The following is a 19,658-nucleotide window of genomic DNA, read 5'->3' on the forward strand; positions in this document are numbered from 1 at the left end:
GGGCTCTTTTTGTATATTGAATTGAAGATATTAAAAGCTAAATACGCGGACTTGCCTGCTCAATTCTCAGCTTCGATCATTCTTTCATAAAGCGATTTGGGCCATTCACTCCATGGGAATTGGGCTGGAGGGAACGAGTGGAAGCTCATGTTCTCCTTGCTAACCGGATGCGGTGCTCCGGCAAGCAGGGACCAGAGCGCCAACTGTTGACCCGGACGGCTCAGGTTGCCACCGTATTTTTGATCCCCGTATAGAGGACAGCCGATAGCCTGCATCTGTACACGAATCTGATGCGAGCGTCCGGTGTGTAGCTCAATTTGTACAAGACTGAGACCATCTGCTTGTCCAAGCACTTGGTACTCTAAAATGGCCTCCTTGGCCCCGGCCGTACCGGGACGAACTGCCTGAACCGTGTTAGTGCGGCTGTCCTTTAGCAGATGATGGGTCAGACGGCCTTGTGAGGCCGCGGGAACACCGTTTAGAACCGCTGCATACATCTTGCGGAAACTACGGCCTCGAACCGACTCTGACAGCCGAGAAGCGGCTTTGGACGTCTTGGCAAAGATCATGGCACCGCCTACAGGCCGATCCAGTCTGTGAACCAGTCCTAAAAAGACATTACCAGGCTTATCGTGTCTGATTTTGAGGTCTTCCTTGAGTAAAGACAGCAGATCAGGATCACCGCTGGCGTCTTCTTGTGTCGGAACGTTGACAGGCTTTACAACGGCCAGAACATGGTTGTCCTCATATAGAACAGGGATATTCGGCTGGGCATGCCCGTGCCGGGTAAGTTCATCTGGAGTCATAGGAGGAATTAAGCCTCCCAGCGTCCGAGAATACCACAAGGCAGATTCAGCCCCGAGCGGGTAATCGGCAATCCGATTTCACCAGCGCTGATTTGACCGCCATACTTTTGTTGCATCGTCATACTCAGCATGTTGCGCAGTACGGTAGGCGAAATCCCTGTGGTATAGGAGTTAATCAGCATGAACAACGGTTGATCGGAAATGATGCTCATGCAGGATTCCAGAAACGGATACAGGCTTTCTTCCAGCTTCCATGTTTCTCCGTTTGGTCCGCGCCCGTAAGAAGGAGGGTCCATAATGATCGCATCATATCGGTTTCCCCGGCGTTGCTCCCGCTGTACGAACTTGAATACGTCGTCTGTGATGAAGCGTACCGGACGGTCAGCTAAACCGGACAATTGCACGTTTTCCTTCGCCCATTGCACCATGCCTTTGGCTGCATCGACGTGGACAACACTTGCTCCAGCATATGCTGCGGCAGTAGTGGCTCCCCCAGTGTAGGCGAACAGGTTCAGTACCGAAATCGGTCTGCCTGCGCCTTTGATTTTATCCATCATCCAGCTCCAGTTCGCTGCTTGCTCCGGAAAAAGACCGGTATGCTTGAAGCTGGTCGGTTTAATGTGGAATTTAAGCGGCCCGTAACTGATCGTCCAACGCTCGGGAGTAGGCTTCTTCATATCCCAACTGCCGCCCCCGGAGGAACTGCGGTGGTAATGTCCATGAACATCGCGCCACTCGGCTGTTTCCTGGGACAACGGCCATATAATTTGCGGATCAGGCCGCCGCAGGACAATATCGCCCCAACGCTCCAGCTTTTCGCCGCCGCCTGTATCCACTACTTCATAATCTTTCCATTCTTGTGCTACATACATGTACAATCCATCCTTCAACAGTCAATTCAGGATTCCGGCAGTCCTCTGCACAGAAATCCCCATATGGAGTCTATTGTACAACAAACCTCAGCAACAATCGAATGATTCCATGGAGAAGCTGGTATTGACCGTTATAGGTCCCAGCATTTTTTGTCGCTTTATGGCGACTTTTGATAGGCGAAAAGTGTTATGAAGCAGAATTGTTTATTTTCCAAATTATTTATGTTGAAGGAATTTAAAAATCATTGACATTTTTCGAATTTATATTTTATCATGTAAATAAATAGTTATATGTTACGCTTATTTAATAATCAAAACATCCTGTCCTACCTCGACGTTATGTTATCAATTTCATCTATGATACTGAAATCTTTAGCTGTAAATATAAGGTTTCACTATACTTCCAGTTTTACCCACTTCCAAGATCACACAATATTTTACTCACACCACGAAATGCTATTCCATTATTCTACTCCATCATTCTATTCCATTTTTAAGCTTGTTTTTTATTAAAATGATTTTTCTACTGTCTGTAATAACGATTTCCGTACATATGCACGTTAACGCTCGAATTGTGAAAACATTTTTGTTTTGCCACCTTCTTGTCGAATGAAAGGTGTTTGATAAAGAAAAAAACATTCATAACAGTTGAACAGGCGTGGGGAGTCTTTGAACGACCGTTGTATTTGGGGGTGGTAAAAAAGTGAGGCCGCTTCGTCTAACAAATTTTTTTCGAATATTTTAAATTCTAAGCAGCAGCTAACGATGAATTGTCAAGTGTTTGTATAATTTCGGATGGAGGTGAGCTCAATTAGCTAGAGCTTTATCATGTGTTCATAGACCGATGAGCGTTCACAATTTGGAAGGTTGGCGTATATATCGGACTCTCCAAGGCACAAGCTTCGAATACGGGTGTTTCTTGTCAGAAAGCCGGATCGGGTGTGTTACTGAATTTTATCGAAGGTATATAGGATGCTTTGAATATGGGGAAAAATTCGCGATATGAAATTTTTTACGTCGAATTGAGCATACAAGATTGTCTCATTTATTTACGAGATGCCAGACGAGCTTCTAAAAAATCAGCGATAAAGGAGTATATAAATATGGCGAACAAGTATTCCACGACAGAATCAGCCCTTAACCAGCACAAAGCTCATGTTAGACAAAAACTAGTCAAGATGATTGGAAATGTGACCCAACTTAACGAAGATGAAATAGAGCCACAAACGCATTTTTTAGAGCTAGGGCTGGATTCCATTACTCTATCTCAAGTCCGTCATAGCATCAAGGATGCGTTTGGATTTGACATACCTATGAATGAGTTTTTTGATACGCTAACCACGCTGGAATTGTTGACAAATCATGTGGCAGAAAGAGTAGTTATCCCCATTGAGTCTACGAATCAGAAGGTGGTAGAAAGTTCTGTGGAGATCCCAGGTAACGGGATAGAACATACGGCCCCTTATGTGTTACAAACGTATGAAAAACAGAACCTTTCGATGTCCGCGCCTGTGGGCTTAGAACGCATTTTGGAGCAACAGCTTCATTTAATGTCACATCAGCTTGAGGTGCTGCGGGATCATACCATAGCACATGTGAACACTACCACTGTATATCACCATCACCCCGAGGAAGACAGTGCAAAGATCGTACAAGCAGTCAAGGACAGCGTAAGCGACCTTCGTAAAGGAGCCTTCCTACCCGACCTGTCGTCGAACGGAAGCGGCCCAGGTCTGGAAAAGCAAGCTTTAGCTGTATCCATGCCTCCGGAAACGGGGACATGGGGCGCTCAGGAAACTGTTATTGCACTGACCCCGGATCAAAAGCAGCTTTGGTTCGCTACGGTTTCAGAACGAAATGACTCACAATCTTTACATGAAACCGCTTTGCTACGTTTTTGTGGCCCGCTTCAGCCCGAAGCTTTTACCGAGGCAGTTCATACCATCGTGAACCGCCACGAAGCTTTGCGTACCTTTATGAATGATGATGGAGAGACACAAGTGATTACATCTGAAATGAAGATTAGCGTTCCATTGCATGATTTTAGCGACTACTCGCCAGATGAACAGGAACAGCACGTCCGAAATTGGCTGGCCAAGGATAGTACAATTCCGTTCCCATTAATACCTTATAAGCCATTATTCCGTGTTCAATTGCTGAAAATATCAGTCATAGAGCATATTGGTGTATTTACCTTCCACCATTTGATTGCGGACGGCTGGTCGATGGGAGTGTTCATGCGGGAGTTAGAGCACATCTATTCCGCGTTAGTCCGCAATGAAGCTGTTACTCTACCCGATCCGGTATCATTTCGGAACTATGCCGTTTGGCAGCATGATCAGTTGAGGTCTGGAGGAGAGGAGGCTGTTACGTTTTGGTCGGCTGTACTAAAGAGGTCTCTGCCTGTGCTAGATTTACCTTCTCCGGTGCGTGGGCTACAGATGCCATCTTCCCAAGGAAGCAGACATACTTTGATTCTGGAGGCACCGTTAGTTCAACGGCTGAGAAACGTAAGTATCAAACTCGGAAACAGTTTATTCATCACCCTTTTATCTGCATTTCAGCTTTTTCTGCATCGCCTGACAGGCCAAAAAGAAGTGATGGTAAGCGTACCGACAGCAGGACAAGCGCAAATGGATGTTTTTTCGCTGATTGGTAACTGTGTGAATATGCTTCCGGTCATTAGCGAAGTGTGTTCTGACGTTTCATTTAATTCATTTGCCCAAACGGTCAAACACCAAATGAATGAGTTGGAAGCCTACCAGAAATACAGCTTTGCCGGACTGGCCCCACTAGGATTAAAATATTTGCCAGTAATGAACGTTGTGTTTAATATGGATCGGCCGATTCCTCGTTTTTACTTCCACCAATTGGATGTAGAAGTGCTTGAAAACGAAATATCTTTCAGTAAATACGAGCTGTTTTTGAACGTTACGGAGATACAGAAGCAGTTGCGTCTTGACTTTGACTATAATACAGATATTTTTCAAGAAAATATCGTTAAAACGTGGTCAGAATACTTCCTTCACCTGCTGCATTTAATTGTGGAGAATGAGGAAATTCGTGTATCCTCGATTTCTTTACTTGATGTTGTGGGACAGGAACGGCTTCGGGCTACATGGACTGATTACGTCGATTCTAACGGTATTTATCCTTGCGTGCTTGATGCATACAAGCAACCAGCACCTGTCGGAACAGCAGGGGAGGTCTATCAGGCCTCGGCAGTCAGCGGAATTTTGGGAACGACCCGGGAATGGGCTTACGTGGAAGGTGGAGCGAAGCTTTTACATATCGGTCATTTGGACCGAAACATCTGCATCCGCGGACATCAAGTGAATTTGGAACAACTGGAGAAACACTTGCTGCAAACTTTCCAACTAAGTGATTGCTTTATTACCCCGCAAACGAATGAAGCCGGTGAAGTATTGCATTTAACCGCTTTTCTTGTGGCAGCCGCTTCAAAGCCTTGGGAAGAATCCGAGCTGAAGCAAGCTGTGAATAGACTCCTTCCGGATTATACGCGGCCTCGTTGGTGCATTAAGATGGATCGTATTCCTCTCTTAGCAAATGGAGAGCCGGATCTGCAGGTCCTGCTAGAAGTGGGAAAAGCAAGTGTTAATGCAGCAAAGGATGTTGGTTCTGAGGTACAAACCGCTGAGGAGAAGCTGACGACTATTTGGAAGGACGTTTTGAATGTGTCCGAAGTTAACCGTCATGAATCCTTTTTCCATTTGGGTGGGGATTCGTTAAAAGCGACCGTCATCTTGTCCAAAGTGAACAAGGAGTTGGGTGTACACATCCCACTCAGCCGCATTTTTGATTTGCAAACGATTGCCGAACTTTCTGCATTTATTGTCGGAGGGCAGCAGCAAACATATGAATCGATTGTTCCTGTGCCCCCCGAGCCTTTTTACCCGGTGTCTTCAGCCCAAAAAAGGATGTACGCACTGGATCAATTGGGTGGCGGAACAGCCTACCATATTTCAGGTCAGCTCCTCATAGAAGGAGACTTGGAAGTTTCAAAGTTTATTGAAGCTACTAGGGAAGTTATTTTAAGACATGAGTCCTTCCGGACATATTTTGAACTGCAGGCTGGGGAGATTGTACAAAAAATTCGGGACACGATGACGTTTGAAATACCGTTCTCACGAATTCTGCAAGAAGAGGCAGCGCAGGCCCGAATCTCGTTTATTCGGCCCTTTTACTTGGATAAAGCTCCTTTGCTCCGCATTAAACTGTTCGAACTTATTCAGGGCGGTTTTATGCTCCTGGTGGATATGCATCACATCATTGCGGACGGTTTTTCTATGACCATTATGATGGATGAGATCATCCAGCGTTATCAGGGCAGAGAGCTTGCTGACATTCAGCTTCATTACAAGGACTTTGTGGCTTGGAAGCAGCAGCAAATAAATGGCAGTAAATGGAATGAGTATAGACCATATTGGTTAGGGGCCTTGAATGGAAAGCTTCCCGTTCTGCAAATGCCTACTGACTTTTCGCGACCGCAGACACAAAGTTTTGAAGGGGACAGTTTGACGATCACATTGGATGGGAAGTTGACAAAATCCTTATACCAACTAGCCCAAAATACCGAATCAACGCTTTTCATGGTGCTTTTAGCAGCGTATAACGTATTGCTGGCCAAGTATTCGGGTCAAGAAGATATCATTGTAGGTTCGCCTGTGGCTGGAAGAGAACATGTGGATACGCAAGCGATGATCGGGATGTTCGTTAATACACTGGCGCTTCGGAATTACCCGCATTCGACACTAACGTTCCAATCCTTTTTACAGGAGGTCAAGCAAAGCACGTTGTTGGCACTGGAGCATCAGGAATATCCATTTGATGAACTGGTAGATCAACTTGAACTGGTTCGTGATGTCAGCCGAAATCCTGTGTTCGATACGATGTTCAGTTTGCAAAATGTCGGGATGGACACTTTGGAGGTCGAGGGGGTCCGATTTAAACCGGAGGAATATAATGCTGGCGTAGCCCAGGTCGATTTTTCATTGCTTGTGACTGAAGAACAAGATCAAGTGACCCTTGTTTGGGAATATGCTACTAAGTTATTTAAGCCAGAGACAATCAGGAAGTTGGCAGAACATTATATAAAGATCTTGGAGACAATCACCCAGGATAGTAGATTACGATTGGCTGATATGAATATTTTGTCTGATAATGAAGAACAGTTAATTTTATCAAGGTTAAATGAAATGTCTACACTTAATACACTAGCCAAAAGTAGACATATTGATTATTCAGATTACAAAGATCATGATGCCGCTTTGAATTACTGGAGAGCGTATTTGAAGGAGTACGAGGGCCAATCTCGCTTACCGCAGGCTCGAATGAATAAGACATGGAGTCGTCAGACCGAATATCATGACTTTCATTTGGATGCAGACATGATAGGCGGGCTGCAACGGATTGCTCAGGAATATGAGGTAACCATCCAAATACTGGTGCAAACGGTGTGGGGACTTCTGCTGCAAAAATATAACGGTACGGATGATGTAGTGTTTGGTAGTGTGGCTCTTGAAAGCACATCTGTGGTACGGAATGAAGAGCAAGCCCTCGATCTGCAAATAAAAACTGTACCTGTGCGCATTAGAACTAGTCATAATAGTCGATTTTTGGAAGAGATCAAGCAACAACAAATGCTTTCAATGCTTAACCTTGCCCATAAAGTGTATTCACTCGAAGAAATTGAGGCAATGTCAGAGCAAAATCACGATTTAATTAATCACATCCTTATTTTTGATCATGTATCAGTAGAGGAAGACATTCAGCAAATGGGTGGTAGCGATGAGAATCGCTTTTGTATTGACGAAATTGATTGGATGAAGCAGACAAATTATGACTTTAATCTGGTTGTAGTGCCGGGAAAAACGATACAAATGAGAGCTATTTATAACGCCCTGGTATTTGATCACGAACATATGGAGCAAATTCAGGGACATTTGCTGCAACTGCTGAAGCAAGTGGTGCTAAACCCGGATATCCTGGTGAATGAACTGGATATTGTGACGGAACAGGAGCGCGAGCAAATTCTGGGTGTTTGGGGAAATACGGCGGTGGAATATCCAAGCGAGCAAACAATTCAAGGTTTGTTCGAAGCGCAAGTCTTGCAAACGCCAGAACAGGTAGCCTTATTCTTTGAGGGTGAACAGCTGACATACCGTGAGTTGAATGAGCGCGCCAATCAATTGGCAAGAACACTCCGTTCTTATGGTGTACAGCCAGAGCAGCGAATTGGACTACTTGTGGAACGATCTATTGAGATGATTGTTGGTATACTAGCAGTTCTCAAAGCAGGTGGTGCTTATGTACCGATAGACCCGGAATATCCAGCAGAACGTATCCATTATATGTTGGAGGACTTCGATGCGCAGATTGTACTGACACAACGGGCATTTACTGAACGAATATCTTTTAAAGGGACTACTCTTGAACTGGATGATTCCAGAATATATTTTGCAGATGGCTCTAATTTGATGATGTCCACAGACAGGGTGGATCATCTGATATACGTTCTATATACCTCAGGAACGACTGGACAGCCGAAAGGGGTCATGGTCAACCATCGTAGTGCAATTAATACGGTGAGCTGGTTTTCGGAACGTTACGCAATAAGTGGTGGACTTGATATGATCCTGACGGCAGAATATACATTTGATCCAAGTATTGAGCAGATCTTTGGGACGTTGCTGCATGGGGGCAAGCTGCATTGTATCCGGCGTACAACGCTGCTGAGTAAGCAGCTACTGACCGAATATATTAAGACTCATAATATCAGGATACTAGACATTCCACCGGCCCTGATGAGAGCATTTTTATCTGAAGATTCCAAAATACCTTGCTTAGATACGTTAATCTGCGGTGGTGAACGGTTGGAAGATTCATTAAAGGAAAAAATAGTGAGCAAAGGATACATTCTGAATAATCATTATGGACCGACGGAAACAACCATTGATGTGCTGGCTTCCGTGTGTGAACCAGAAATAGCAGTAAATTTGGGTAAACCTATTCACAATACGCGCGCATATATTCTGAACGAGCATGGGAAGCTTCAACCAATAGGGGTAATCGGTGAGCTATGTATCAGCGGTGTTGGCGTAGCCCGTGGGTATCTGAACCGACCAGAGCTGACGGTTGAAAAATTTGTGCCAAATCCGTTTGCTGGTGGAGAAGCGAACTATGAACGGATGTATCGGACAGGCGATTTAGCACGCTGGCTACCAGATGGGAATATAGAGTATTTGGGCCGGGTTGACCATCAGGTGAAAATTCGGGGTTATCGGATTGAATTGGGTGAAGTTGAGACCAACCTGATGAAGGTGGCTGATGTGCAAGAGGTCGTCGTATTAGTCCATGAAGACAATCAAGGACAAAACCAACTGGTTGCCTATTATGTAGCTGAACAAGATGTGGATGCGGGTAAATTGCGCAGCTTGCTAGCTAAGGAACTTCCAAATTATATGGTGCCTGCATACTTCGTACAGTTAGAGCATATTCCACTGACCTCGAACGGAAAAATTGATCGGAAGTCACTGCCAGCACCGGAAGGCAGTCTGCAAAGCGGAGCTGATTATGCTGAGCCGCGTACGGAGGCGGAACGGACTCTGGTGGCGGTCTGGGAATCAGTATTGGGAGCCCCAAAGGTTGGGATTTTAGACAATTTCTTTGATCTGGGTGGGGATTCAATCAAGGCAATTCAAATTTCATCCCGATTATTTCAGGCGGGCTACAAGCTGGAAGTTAAGGATATGTTCCGATATCCTACGGTAGTGGCACTGGCACCGCATATGTGTGAGGCCGTGCATATAGCTGATCAAGGGGAGGTCAGCGGAGAAACTGCGTTACTTCCGATCCAGCAATGGTTCTTTTCGCAGGAGCTTGAGTGTCCGGAGCACTTCAATCAGGCGGTGATGTTGCACAGGACGGAAGGTTTTGATGAGAGGATTGTGCGCCAGGCAATGGACTGGATCGTGGAGCATCATGATGCCCTGCGTACAGTCTTCCGCAAGCATCCATCTGGTTATACAGCATGGACACGCCGTGTGGAGGAAGGCTCATTATATACGCTCGAAATTGCGGATTTACGTGGAGAGTCGGCGGCTACCGACCTGCTAGAAGCGAAAGCAACTGAAATTCAAAGTAGTATCAACCTGTCCGAAGGACCTTTGGTGAAGCTTGGTTTATTCCGTACAAATGAAGGCGATCATTTGCTTATAGCTATTCATCATCTGGTCATAGACGGAGTATCATGGCGGATTCTGTTCGAGGATTTCTCCACAGGCTATGAGCAAGCACTGAAGGGCGTGCCGGTAAGATTACCGTTTAAAACAGATTCCTTTCAAACTTGGGCGCATGAGTTGTCAACTTATGCTAACAGCTCAGCGGCCGAGTCTGACGAAACTTACTGGCAGCAGCTTGAACAGGCTCAAGGGGGAGCTACTCCGCTACCTAAGGATTTTTCCTATACTGGTTCGTTGAATGCAGATAGCGAAGTGCTGACGCTGGAATGGACGGAGGCAGAAACACAGCAATTGTTGAAGCAAGTACACCGGGCCTACAATACCGAGATTAATGATTTGCTGCTAAGTGCGTTAGGCTTGGCCATTCATAACTGGACAGGTACTAATTGTGTGCTGGTGCATCTGGAGGGACATGGTCGGGAAGCTATCATACCGGAAGTAGATATAACACGTACTGTGGGTTGGTTTACCAGCTTGTATCCTGTTTTGTTAGAAATTGATGGTGATTTTACACTTGGAGAACGTATCAAAAGCACAAAGGAAGGACTGCGTGCTATTCCGCACAAAGGTTTGACGTATGGTACATGGCGTTATCTGTCCGAGGCTTCTGCCGAAACTCGAAACCGTCCTTACTTCACAGAACCGGAAATCAGCTTTAACTATTTAGGTCAGCTTGATCAGGAAGATCTGCAAAACAGCGGAATTACCCTTTCCTCCTACGGTATAGGTAAAACAGATGCTGCTCAATCGAGGTTGCTGCACACGTTGGATTTGAACGCGATGATTTCAGAAGGTACGTTGCGATTGACGATCGCCTACAGCAATAAACAATATCGAAAAGAAACGATGGAACACGTGGCTGGGCTGTTACAATCAGCTCTGCAAGAGGTGATCTCGCATTGCGTTGCCAAAGAGCGGCCTGAGCTGACAACAAGCGATGTATCCTTCAAGGGCTTGACCATCGGGGTACTGGATCAACTGGTTGAGCAAGTTGCACAGACTGGCGAGCTGGAAAATGTATACGCTCTAACACCAATGCAAAAGGGAATGTTGTTTCATAATTTAATGGATTCGCAGTCCAGCGCGTATTTTGAGCAGGTATCTTTTGACCTGAATGGGCATTTTCATACGGCTTCGTTTGCTTCAAGTCTGGATCTGCTGGTGCAAAGACATATGTCTTTGCGGACGAATTTCTACAGCGGTGTGACGGATGAACCGCTTCAGATCGTGTACAGGAATAAGCGGACTGAACTGTATGTGGAGGATTTACGTGAACTGGAAGAAGATGAACAGGGTCGACATATCCTCGATTTCACTCGTAAAGATAAGCTAAGAGGCTTTAAACTGGACCAAGATGTGTTGATACGTGTGGCGATTTTACGCACAGGTGAAGAGACATATCGATTAATATGGAGTTTCCATCATATTGTAATGGACGGCTGGTGCATGTCGCTGTTGACTAATGAAGTGTTCACGAGTTACTTTGCCATTTTGGCCCTAGACCAGCCTAAGCAGACACCTGTGACGCCGTATAGTCAATATATCGAATGGTTGGAGCAGCAAGATCATGAAGAAGCGGCACAATACTGGAGCACATATCTGAGCGGATATGAAGAGCAGTCCCGTTTGCCACAGGCTAAAGTACTAGGGAACGGGTATCAGCCGGAGCAGCTTGACTTTGATCTGGGCGAGAACCTGACGGCTGCGCTGCAGCGAGTCGCCAAGCGATACCAGGTCACGGTAAATACGCTGGTACAGACCGTATGGGGGATTTTGCTTCAAAAATATAACGGTACAAATGATGTTGTATTCGGCAGTGTGGTTTCTGGACGACCAGCCGACATTCCAAATGTGGAACATATCATTGGTTTGTTCATAAATACAATACCAGTGCGCATTAATAGCAGCGGGGGAAGTCGTTTCTTGGATGTAATAAAACAAATTCAGGAGCAATCCATCGCCTCACGTGCCTATGATACGTACCCTTTGTATGAAATTCAGGCGTTGACCGAGTTCAAGCAAGATTTGATCGATCACATTATCATTTTTGAAAACTATCCGGTAGGAGAACAAATCGAACAGCTGGGTAATGGTGAGCAGGCAAGCTTCACGATTACCGGAGTTGAGTCGGTGGAACAGACTAACTATGACTTCAACCTGAAAGTGCTGCCAGGTAAAACGATCCAAATGAGCTTTGGATACAATGCACTGGCGTTTGATCGCGCGAGTGTAAAGCAAATTCAAGGCCACTTGGTACAACTGCTTGAGCAAGTGGTGACGAACCCAAATATTCAGATCGATGAGCTGGATATCGTGACGGCCCAGGAACGCGAGCAAATCCTGAGGGTATGGGGAAATACGGCAATGGAGTTTCCGCGCGAGCAGACGGTTCACGATTTGTTCGAAGTGCAAGCGTTGCAGACGCCAGAGAAGGTAGCCTTGTATTTCGAAGGAGAGCAATTAACCTACCGCGAGTTGAACGAGCGCGCCAACTCACTGGCACGGGTGCTTCAAACACAAGGAGTGGGACCCGACAAATTGGTGGGCTTGATGGTAAAGCGCTCGGCAGAGATGATGATCGGTCTGCTGGCTGTACTTAAAGCAGGCGGTGCTTATGTGCCGATCGATCCTGAATATCCGTCAGCTAGAATTGAATATGTGCTTGGAGACAGTGGAGCTACTGTACTTTTAACTTCCCGTGATCTGGTTGAAGGACATAGCTATAGGGCTAACACTTATTTTGTCGAAGATGAAGAGTTGTACCAAGGGGAAACAACGAATCTGGAAGTAACGGCTCAGCCAGATCACCTGGCTTACGTAATCTATACGTCAGGCTCGACTGGTAATCCGAAGGGGGTCATGCTTCAGCATCGGTCGGTTCTGAACTTTATAACAGGGATGCACGGAGTCCTTGACATCACAGCAGACAAAACAATTTTATCGCTAACGACGATTTCCTTTGATATCTTCGTGCTGGAAACAATCCTGCCATTGCTTAGTGGAATGACAGTTATAATTGGTGACCGTCGTCATCAGACAGACCCACAGGAGCTTGGGGAGTTGATCGTCACTCATCAAATCGATATGCTGCAAATGACGCCGTCCCGGCTGCAAATGCTACTTGATCATGATGAAGGGGCTCATGCGCTACAAGGTGTACAGGAGGTCTTAGTCGGGGGTGAGGCAATTCCTCCGAAGCTTCTAAACGGACTGCAATCTATTAACGGACTGCGTATTTATAACATGTACGGTCCGACGGAAACGACGGTGTATTCGACGACTCAAGAATTGACGACTGCGAACCGGATTGATATTGGGCGCCCCATCGCTAATACGCAAATATACATCATTAACACGCAGGGTCGATTGCAACCGGTTGGTATTCCTGGCGAATTATGTATCGGAGGGAAAGGCCTCGCGCGTGGGTATTGGAATCGGGAGGATCTGACAGCGGAGAAGTTTGTGAACAACCCGTTTTCACCGGGAACACGAATGTACAGAACGGGGGATCTTGCTCGCTGGAATCCAGATGGTAGTCTGGAATTTATTGGACGTATTGATCATCAGGTGAAGGTTCGCGGGTTCAGAATTGAGCTTGGCGAGGTTGAATCACAAATCTTGAAAATGGAAGATGTGCAAAAGGCCGTCGTGCTGGCTCATGAGGACAAGCAGGGAGAAAACCAACTGGTCGCCTATTATGTGGCGGAGCGGGAAGTCAGTTCAAGTGAATTACGTAGCTTGCTGGCTAAAGAGCTTCCAAACTACATGGTGCCTACGTACTTTGTACAACTGGAGCACATCCCGCTGACCCCGAACGGCAAAATTGATCGGAAGGCACTGCCAGCACCAGAGGGCAAATTGCAAGATGGAATAGAACATATTGCACCTAGGACGTGGGTAGAATCGAAGTTAGCGATGATCTGGAAGGAAATTTTAGATCTAGCGCAGGTCAGCGTGAAAGATAACTTCTTTGAAATAGGTGGGCATTCTCTGCGAGCGACGACGCTGGTTTCGAAAATTCATAAAGAAATGAATAAGTCGCTTCCACTGCGCAGCATTTTTGAAGCTCCAACAATTGAGCAGTTGGCGGAAGTGATGGACGGTTTGGATCAGCTGGCATACGCGTCCATTCCGGTGGCGGAAGAGCGCACGTTCTATCCGCTGTCCTCGGCGCAGAAACGGATGTATGTGCTCCAACAATTGGAATCGAACAATGTGAACTATAATATGCCGGCTGTGCTTCAGGTAAGTGGACCGCTTAATGTGGAGCGTGTGGAAGAAGTGTTTTGTCAATTAATTGAACGACATGCATCCTTGCGTACCCGCTTTGAAATGGTAGGGAACGAACCTGTGCAGTTTATTGAGGACGGGGTGTCGTTCGAAGTAGAATATGCGAAGATACGGGTAGAAGGCGACCCCCGCGATGTTGCATTCGCGCAGGCTGTAAACCAGAAAGTGCAAGAGCGGATTCAAGCTTTTGTGCGCTCATTCAACTTAGAAACGGCTCCGCTGCTGAGGGTGGCTTTACTGGACCTTGGGGAACATGGAACAAAGCAAGAAGCGCAGCATTTCTTAATGCTGGATATGCATCATATTATTTCGGACGGTGTATCAGCAGGGGTGCTGACCGACGAGTTTGTACGTCTGTACAGCGGAGAGGAGCTGTCTCCGCTACGGATTCAATACAAGGATTATGCTGTATGGCAGCAGAATGAAGCGCAGCAAGCGTGGATAAAACGTCAGGAAGCGTATTGGCTGGACACCTTTGATGGTGAGTTACCCGTATTGAACCTGGCGACCGATTTTACTCGTCCAGAGGTGCGAAGTACAGCAGGGGCTACAGTGGAATTCGAATTGGACGGGAAAGTCAGCCAGCGCCTGAAAGAGCTGGCAGCCCAAACAGGCTCGACGCTGTACATGGTGCTGCTGGCAGCCTACACAGCATTGCTGCATCAGTACACCGGGCAGGAGGATATTATTGTAGGTAGCCCGATAGCCGGACGACCACATGCGGATCTGGAGCCAGTCATTGGAATGTTCGTTGGGACGCTGGCTATGCGTAATTACCCAACCGCAGGGCAAACATTCCGTAGCTATGTGGAGAATGTGAAGAAACATGCATTGAAGGCGTACGAGCATCAGGACTATCCATTTGAGGAACTGGTGGACAAGCTGATGATGAAGCGTGACATGAGCCGCAATCCGCTGTTTGATACGATGTTTGTGTTGCAAAACACGGAGCAAAACGAGTTGAAGCTGGCTGACCTGAGCTTCCGTCCATATGGGATGGAGCAAGCCCCGGCAAAGTTTGATTTGACGCTGGAAGCCAGTGAGGGAGAAGCGGGTATTCGGTTCGGATTAGAGTATGCGACATCGCTATATCAGCGGGAAACAGTAGAGCAGATGACGCGCCACTTTGTACGATTGGTGGAGACTGTTGTGGTGAACCCGGATCTAACACTTGGAGAGCTGGAATGGGTCACAACGGAAGAAACGGTGCCTGTTCTGAAAGAGCATCAAGAACGCCAAAAAGCATTACGCTACTGGAGCAACTATCTGGCCGGGTACGAGGAACAAGCCCATTTACCGCAGGCTAAAAAGCAGAATCAGACAACATATCAGGCGGAGTATGTAAACCTGGATCTGGGTATGGAGCTGACCGCCGGAATACGGAAAATCGCCGAGCAGGAAGAGGTATCGGTCAGTACGTTACTACAGACGGCATGGGGGATTTTACTGCAAAGATATAACGGAACTGAGGACGTCGTGTTCGGCAGCGTACATTTAGGTCGGACGGCTGATATGGCAAATACAGAAGCAGTGACAGGGGCATTCATAAACACCATGCCTGTGCGTATCCAAGGCGGAGAAAATAGCTTGTTCACAGAATTAATGAAGCAAAACGAAAAGTTACTCAAGTATGCATGTGTGCATGCCACATATCCACCCCATGAGATTCAGGGACTAACTGAGCTCATTCAGGATTGGATCAACCATAGCGTCATTTTTGCAGATGTTCTGGTGGAGGAAGAAGTGGAGCATATGAGTGATGGTAAAGAATGCGACCTCCGCCTATGGACAGCAAAGATAGCCAAGTCAACGACCGACGACTTTAATCTGGCGGTGTTGCCAGGAAAAACGATCCAAATGAGCTTTAGCTACAATGCATTGGTGTTTGACCGTGCGAGTGTAGAACAAATTCAGGGCCATCTAGTACAGCTGCTGGAGCAAGTGGTGGCGAAACCGGACATTCGAGTGCGCGAGTTGGACATTGTGACGGAACAGGAGCGCGAACAAATTCTGGCGATTTGGGGAGATACGGCAGCAGAGTACGCGCACGAGCAGACGATTCACGGCTTGTTTGAAGCGCAAGTGTTGCAGACGCCAGAGCAGATAGCCTTGTATTTCGAAGGAGAGCAGTTGACCTACCGTGAGCTGAATAAGCGAGCCAATCAATTGGCAAGAACGCTGCGATCTTATGGTGTGCAGTCAGATCAGCGAATTGGTCTACTTGTTGAACGTTCTATTGAGATGATCGTAGGCATATTGGCAGTGCTCAAGGCTGGTGGTGCTTATGTGCCAATTGATCCGACGTATCCGCAGGAGCGAATCCAATACATGCTGGAAGATTCCGGAACAAAACTGCTGTTGACGCAAAGTCATCTGGTGGAAAAAGGGATGTTTGAGGGTCAGGTGCTGATCCTGAATGGGGAAACATCCATATATCACAAGGATGGTTCAAACCTAGATTCGGTAAGTGGTTCAAATAACCTCGCGTATGTTATTTATACATCGGGAACCACGGGACAACCCAAAGGAGTTATGCTGGAACACCGAGGATTGTCCAATCTGAAAACGTATTTTGATCAAACGCTACAGATTATCTCATCAGATCATGTGTTGTTATTCGCCAGCTATTCGTTTGATGCATCCTGCTGGGAAATCTTCCAGGGGCTATTCAGTGGAGCGACATTGTACGTAGCGACACAAGAGACGATTTTGAATTATGAACGGTTTGAGAAGTACATGTCGGAACATCGAATTACAGTGGCCACACTCCCACCTACCTATACGGTGTATCTAGAACCAGCACGTATGCCAGACTTACGCATTTTGGTCACAGCAGGCTCAGCAGCCTCAATAGAGCTGGTGCTTAAGTGGAAGGAGAAAGTGGCATATTACAATGCTTACGGTCCAACAGAAAACTCGGTCGCGACATCGGTATGGTCCGTGTCTGAAGATCCGCGAGCTGAGGACCTAATTACAATTGGGCGTCCTATACCAAATCATCGCGTGTACATGGTGGATGCGCATGGTCGTCTAGCGCCGGTGGGTGTACCAGGTGAACTGTGCGTATCCGGTCCGGGGTTAGCGCGGGGTTATCTGGATCGTCCGGAGTTGACTGCTGAAAAATTCGTGAAAAATCCGTTTAGTAGTGGAGAAGCAAGTTATGAACGGATGTACCGAACGGGTGACTTGGCAAGATGGATGCCGGATGGCAACATTGAGTACTTGGGTCGGATCGACCATCAGGTGAAAATCCGAGGGTATCGGATTGAATTGGGCGAGGTAGAGGCGCAAATTTTGAAAATGGAGGCTGTGCAAGAGGTCATTGTGCTGGCAAATGCAGAAGAACAGAGGCCACACCAACTGGTCGCATACTATGTGGCAGAACGTGAAGTAAGTGTAAGCGAACTGCGTAACACGTTGCTGAAAAAGTTACCCAATTACATGGTTCCTTCATACCTTATGCAGTTGCAGTACATGCCCCTGACCCCGAATGGGAAAATCGACCGCAAAGCGCTACCCTTACCGAGAGGGACAGGTAGTTGGAATGAAGAATACGTTGTCCCGAGAAATGCATTAGAACAACAACTTGTAGAGCTTTGGCAAACGGTGCTTGGCGCGGAAAAGGTAGGCATTGACAATAACTTTTTTGAACTCGGAGGTCAATCTCTAAAGGCTATACTGCTTGTCTCTAAAGCACAGGAAAAAGGTATCTATCTAGGAATCCATCAGGTATTACAACATCAAACTATTCGTGGTTTGTCTGATTTGCTGCAAGCTGAACGTTGTGACACACACCATAACACATCATGGATTTCCAGTATCTTGGAAGCTGAACAGTGGATTAGCAACACTTTTGATGTACAAGCTTTGCTTCAATTTGTGACGGTTGATGAGCAAGACTATCTGTTTCTACAAGTACATCCATTTCGAGCAGATCAGGTTGATAAGATCGTTGCTTTCATTCCGTCTCATGTACATCCTGACCTGCATCCGCATTACATTGTGCCTATGGGTGGAGAGGATGCAGGCCAATCGATTGAAGCTCTGCTCACGATGATTACAATAACAGATGATGAACAGGAAAACGTTCTTCACTCTCAATCAATGGAATTTATTTCAATAATTGATGAAATGAATGCAACTAGGAATGGTAGTCTGCTAAGCTCAGAGGCGATCGGACAGTTTCCACTGGCACCTGCTCAACATTATCATTTGCAGCATCCTGCTTCTTCTGGCACGGTGATTCATCTGAATCACTATGTAGATAAGCAACGTCTGTCCACAGCTGTTCAGCAGCTCATGCGCAGGCATGAATTACTGCGTAGCGTACTGATTCAATCGGACGGGGGTTGGGCTTGGGAAGTCCGATCAATCCCGGAGAACTTATCTTTACCTATGGTGGATTTATCGGCATATCCGATACCAACCCAGCGTAAGCTCCTTTCGTCTATCATGTCGCATCTTTATTTTAAACCGTATGAGCAGACGAAATCTTTGCAATACCGAATTACATTGATTCGCTTGAATTTGCGTGAACACTTATTGCTTCTGCCGTGCTCACACATTATTTTCGATGGCACGAGCAGCATGATTTTGGAGAGTCAGTTACTTGAAGAATATGAGGATCCACAACTGGAGCATACAACAGAGGAAGTCCATTATATGGACTATGTCAAACATATTCGTCAAGGACCACAGGGGATAAGTGATCAGCAAATTGTTGAGCAATATAAGCTCCAGTCATTTGTTGAGAGTACAAGTCAAATTTATAAGCTGACCCGGGAATTCAAATATGGACAAATGACAACGTATCAATGGGATATAGCACTACCGAGTATTTCAATGCAGAATGATTCTGTAAACCTATGGGATATTTCGCTACAAATGGCATTCCAATTTTTTGGTGTTTATTTCCGAAAATCCGAAATTCCGTTATGGTTAACGCAGTATGGAAGACAGTATGGGGATCGGAATTACTTTGAATCCGTGGGAGAATACATTGATCATATTCCCGTGTTACTCCATAAGGAAGAAATGCTATCTTATCATGCGGTGATCAAAAAACAATTAAGCGTTGCTGCAAATCATCATTTAAACTTCTTTAATTTAATTTTTAATGAAGAAATGGAGCCTATGTATCCACAAGCAAGCAGTATGCTAAAAAAGGGACTTGGACAATTACCAATCGTGTTCAATTACCTGGGAGAAATGCAAGAGGCCTCGAAGATGTTGAGCACCTTAAACAGAAGTACAACCTTAGTTGACGGAGAAGAAGTAATTTTCTTTGAAGCTGCCCATACTGGAGCAGTACTTCAAATATTCCTGCGCCTACCATATGAAGAGAAACATGAGGATATCTATCGAATATTGCAAGCTGCTAACGATAAGATTATTTCTGACCTAGCCATACGGCAGTAGGGAGCTGAAAA

General features: G+C 46.1%; 3 protein-coding genes. 1 reads left to right on the forward strand and 2 read right to left on the reverse strand.

What is annotated here, in order from left to right:
- Nucleotides 1-59: 59 nt before the first annotated feature.
- Both ACQ4MX_RS27235 and ACQ4MX_RS27240 read right to left on the reverse strand, forming a co-directional pair.
- The gene (locus tag ACQ4MX_RS27235) at nucleotides 60-806 is read right to left on the reverse strand and encodes an RluA family pseudouridine synthase (RefSeq protein ID WP_431088385.1); all 747 of its coding nucleotides are present in this window, start codon (nucleotides 804-806) and stop codon (nucleotides 60-62) included.
- A gap of 8 nt (nucleotides 807-814) precedes the next feature.
- Nucleotides 815-1,678, reverse strand: a complete 864-nt coding sequence (locus ACQ4MX_RS27240) for a class I SAM-dependent methyltransferase (RefSeq protein WP_014281993.1) — start codon at nucleotides 1,676-1,678, stop codon at nucleotides 815-817.
- A gap of 1,103 nt (nucleotides 1,679-2,781) precedes the next feature.
- Here ACQ4MX_RS27240 and ACQ4MX_RS27245 point away from each other — a divergent pair.
- Nucleotides 2,782-19,647 (forward strand): amino acid adenylation domain-containing protein, encoded by a 16,866-nt coding sequence (locus ACQ4MX_RS27245; protein ID WP_431088386.1) that lies wholly within the window; start codon nucleotides 2,782-2,784, stop codon nucleotides 19,645-19,647.
- Nucleotides 19,648-19,658: the final 11 nt, after the last annotated feature.

This window comes from Paenibacillus sp. 8b26, assembly GCF_050626875.1.
Classification (GTDB): Bacteria; Bacillota; Bacilli; order Paenibacillales; family Paenibacillaceae; genus Paenibacillus.

Bases quoted from the DNA above. Each gene is read 5' to 3' on its own strand.
- ACQ4MX_RS27235 (WP_431088385.1), bottom strand. From the start codon at position 806: ATGACTCCAGATGAACTTACCCGGCACGGGCATGCCCAGCCGAATATC.
- ACQ4MX_RS27240 (WP_014281993.1), bottom strand. From the start codon at position 1,678: ATGTATGTAGCACAAGAATGGAAAGATTATGAAGTAGTGGATACAGGC.
- ACQ4MX_RS27245 (WP_431088386.1), top strand. From the start codon at position 2,782: ATGGCGAACAAGTATTCCACGACAGAATCAGCCCTTAACCAGCACAAA.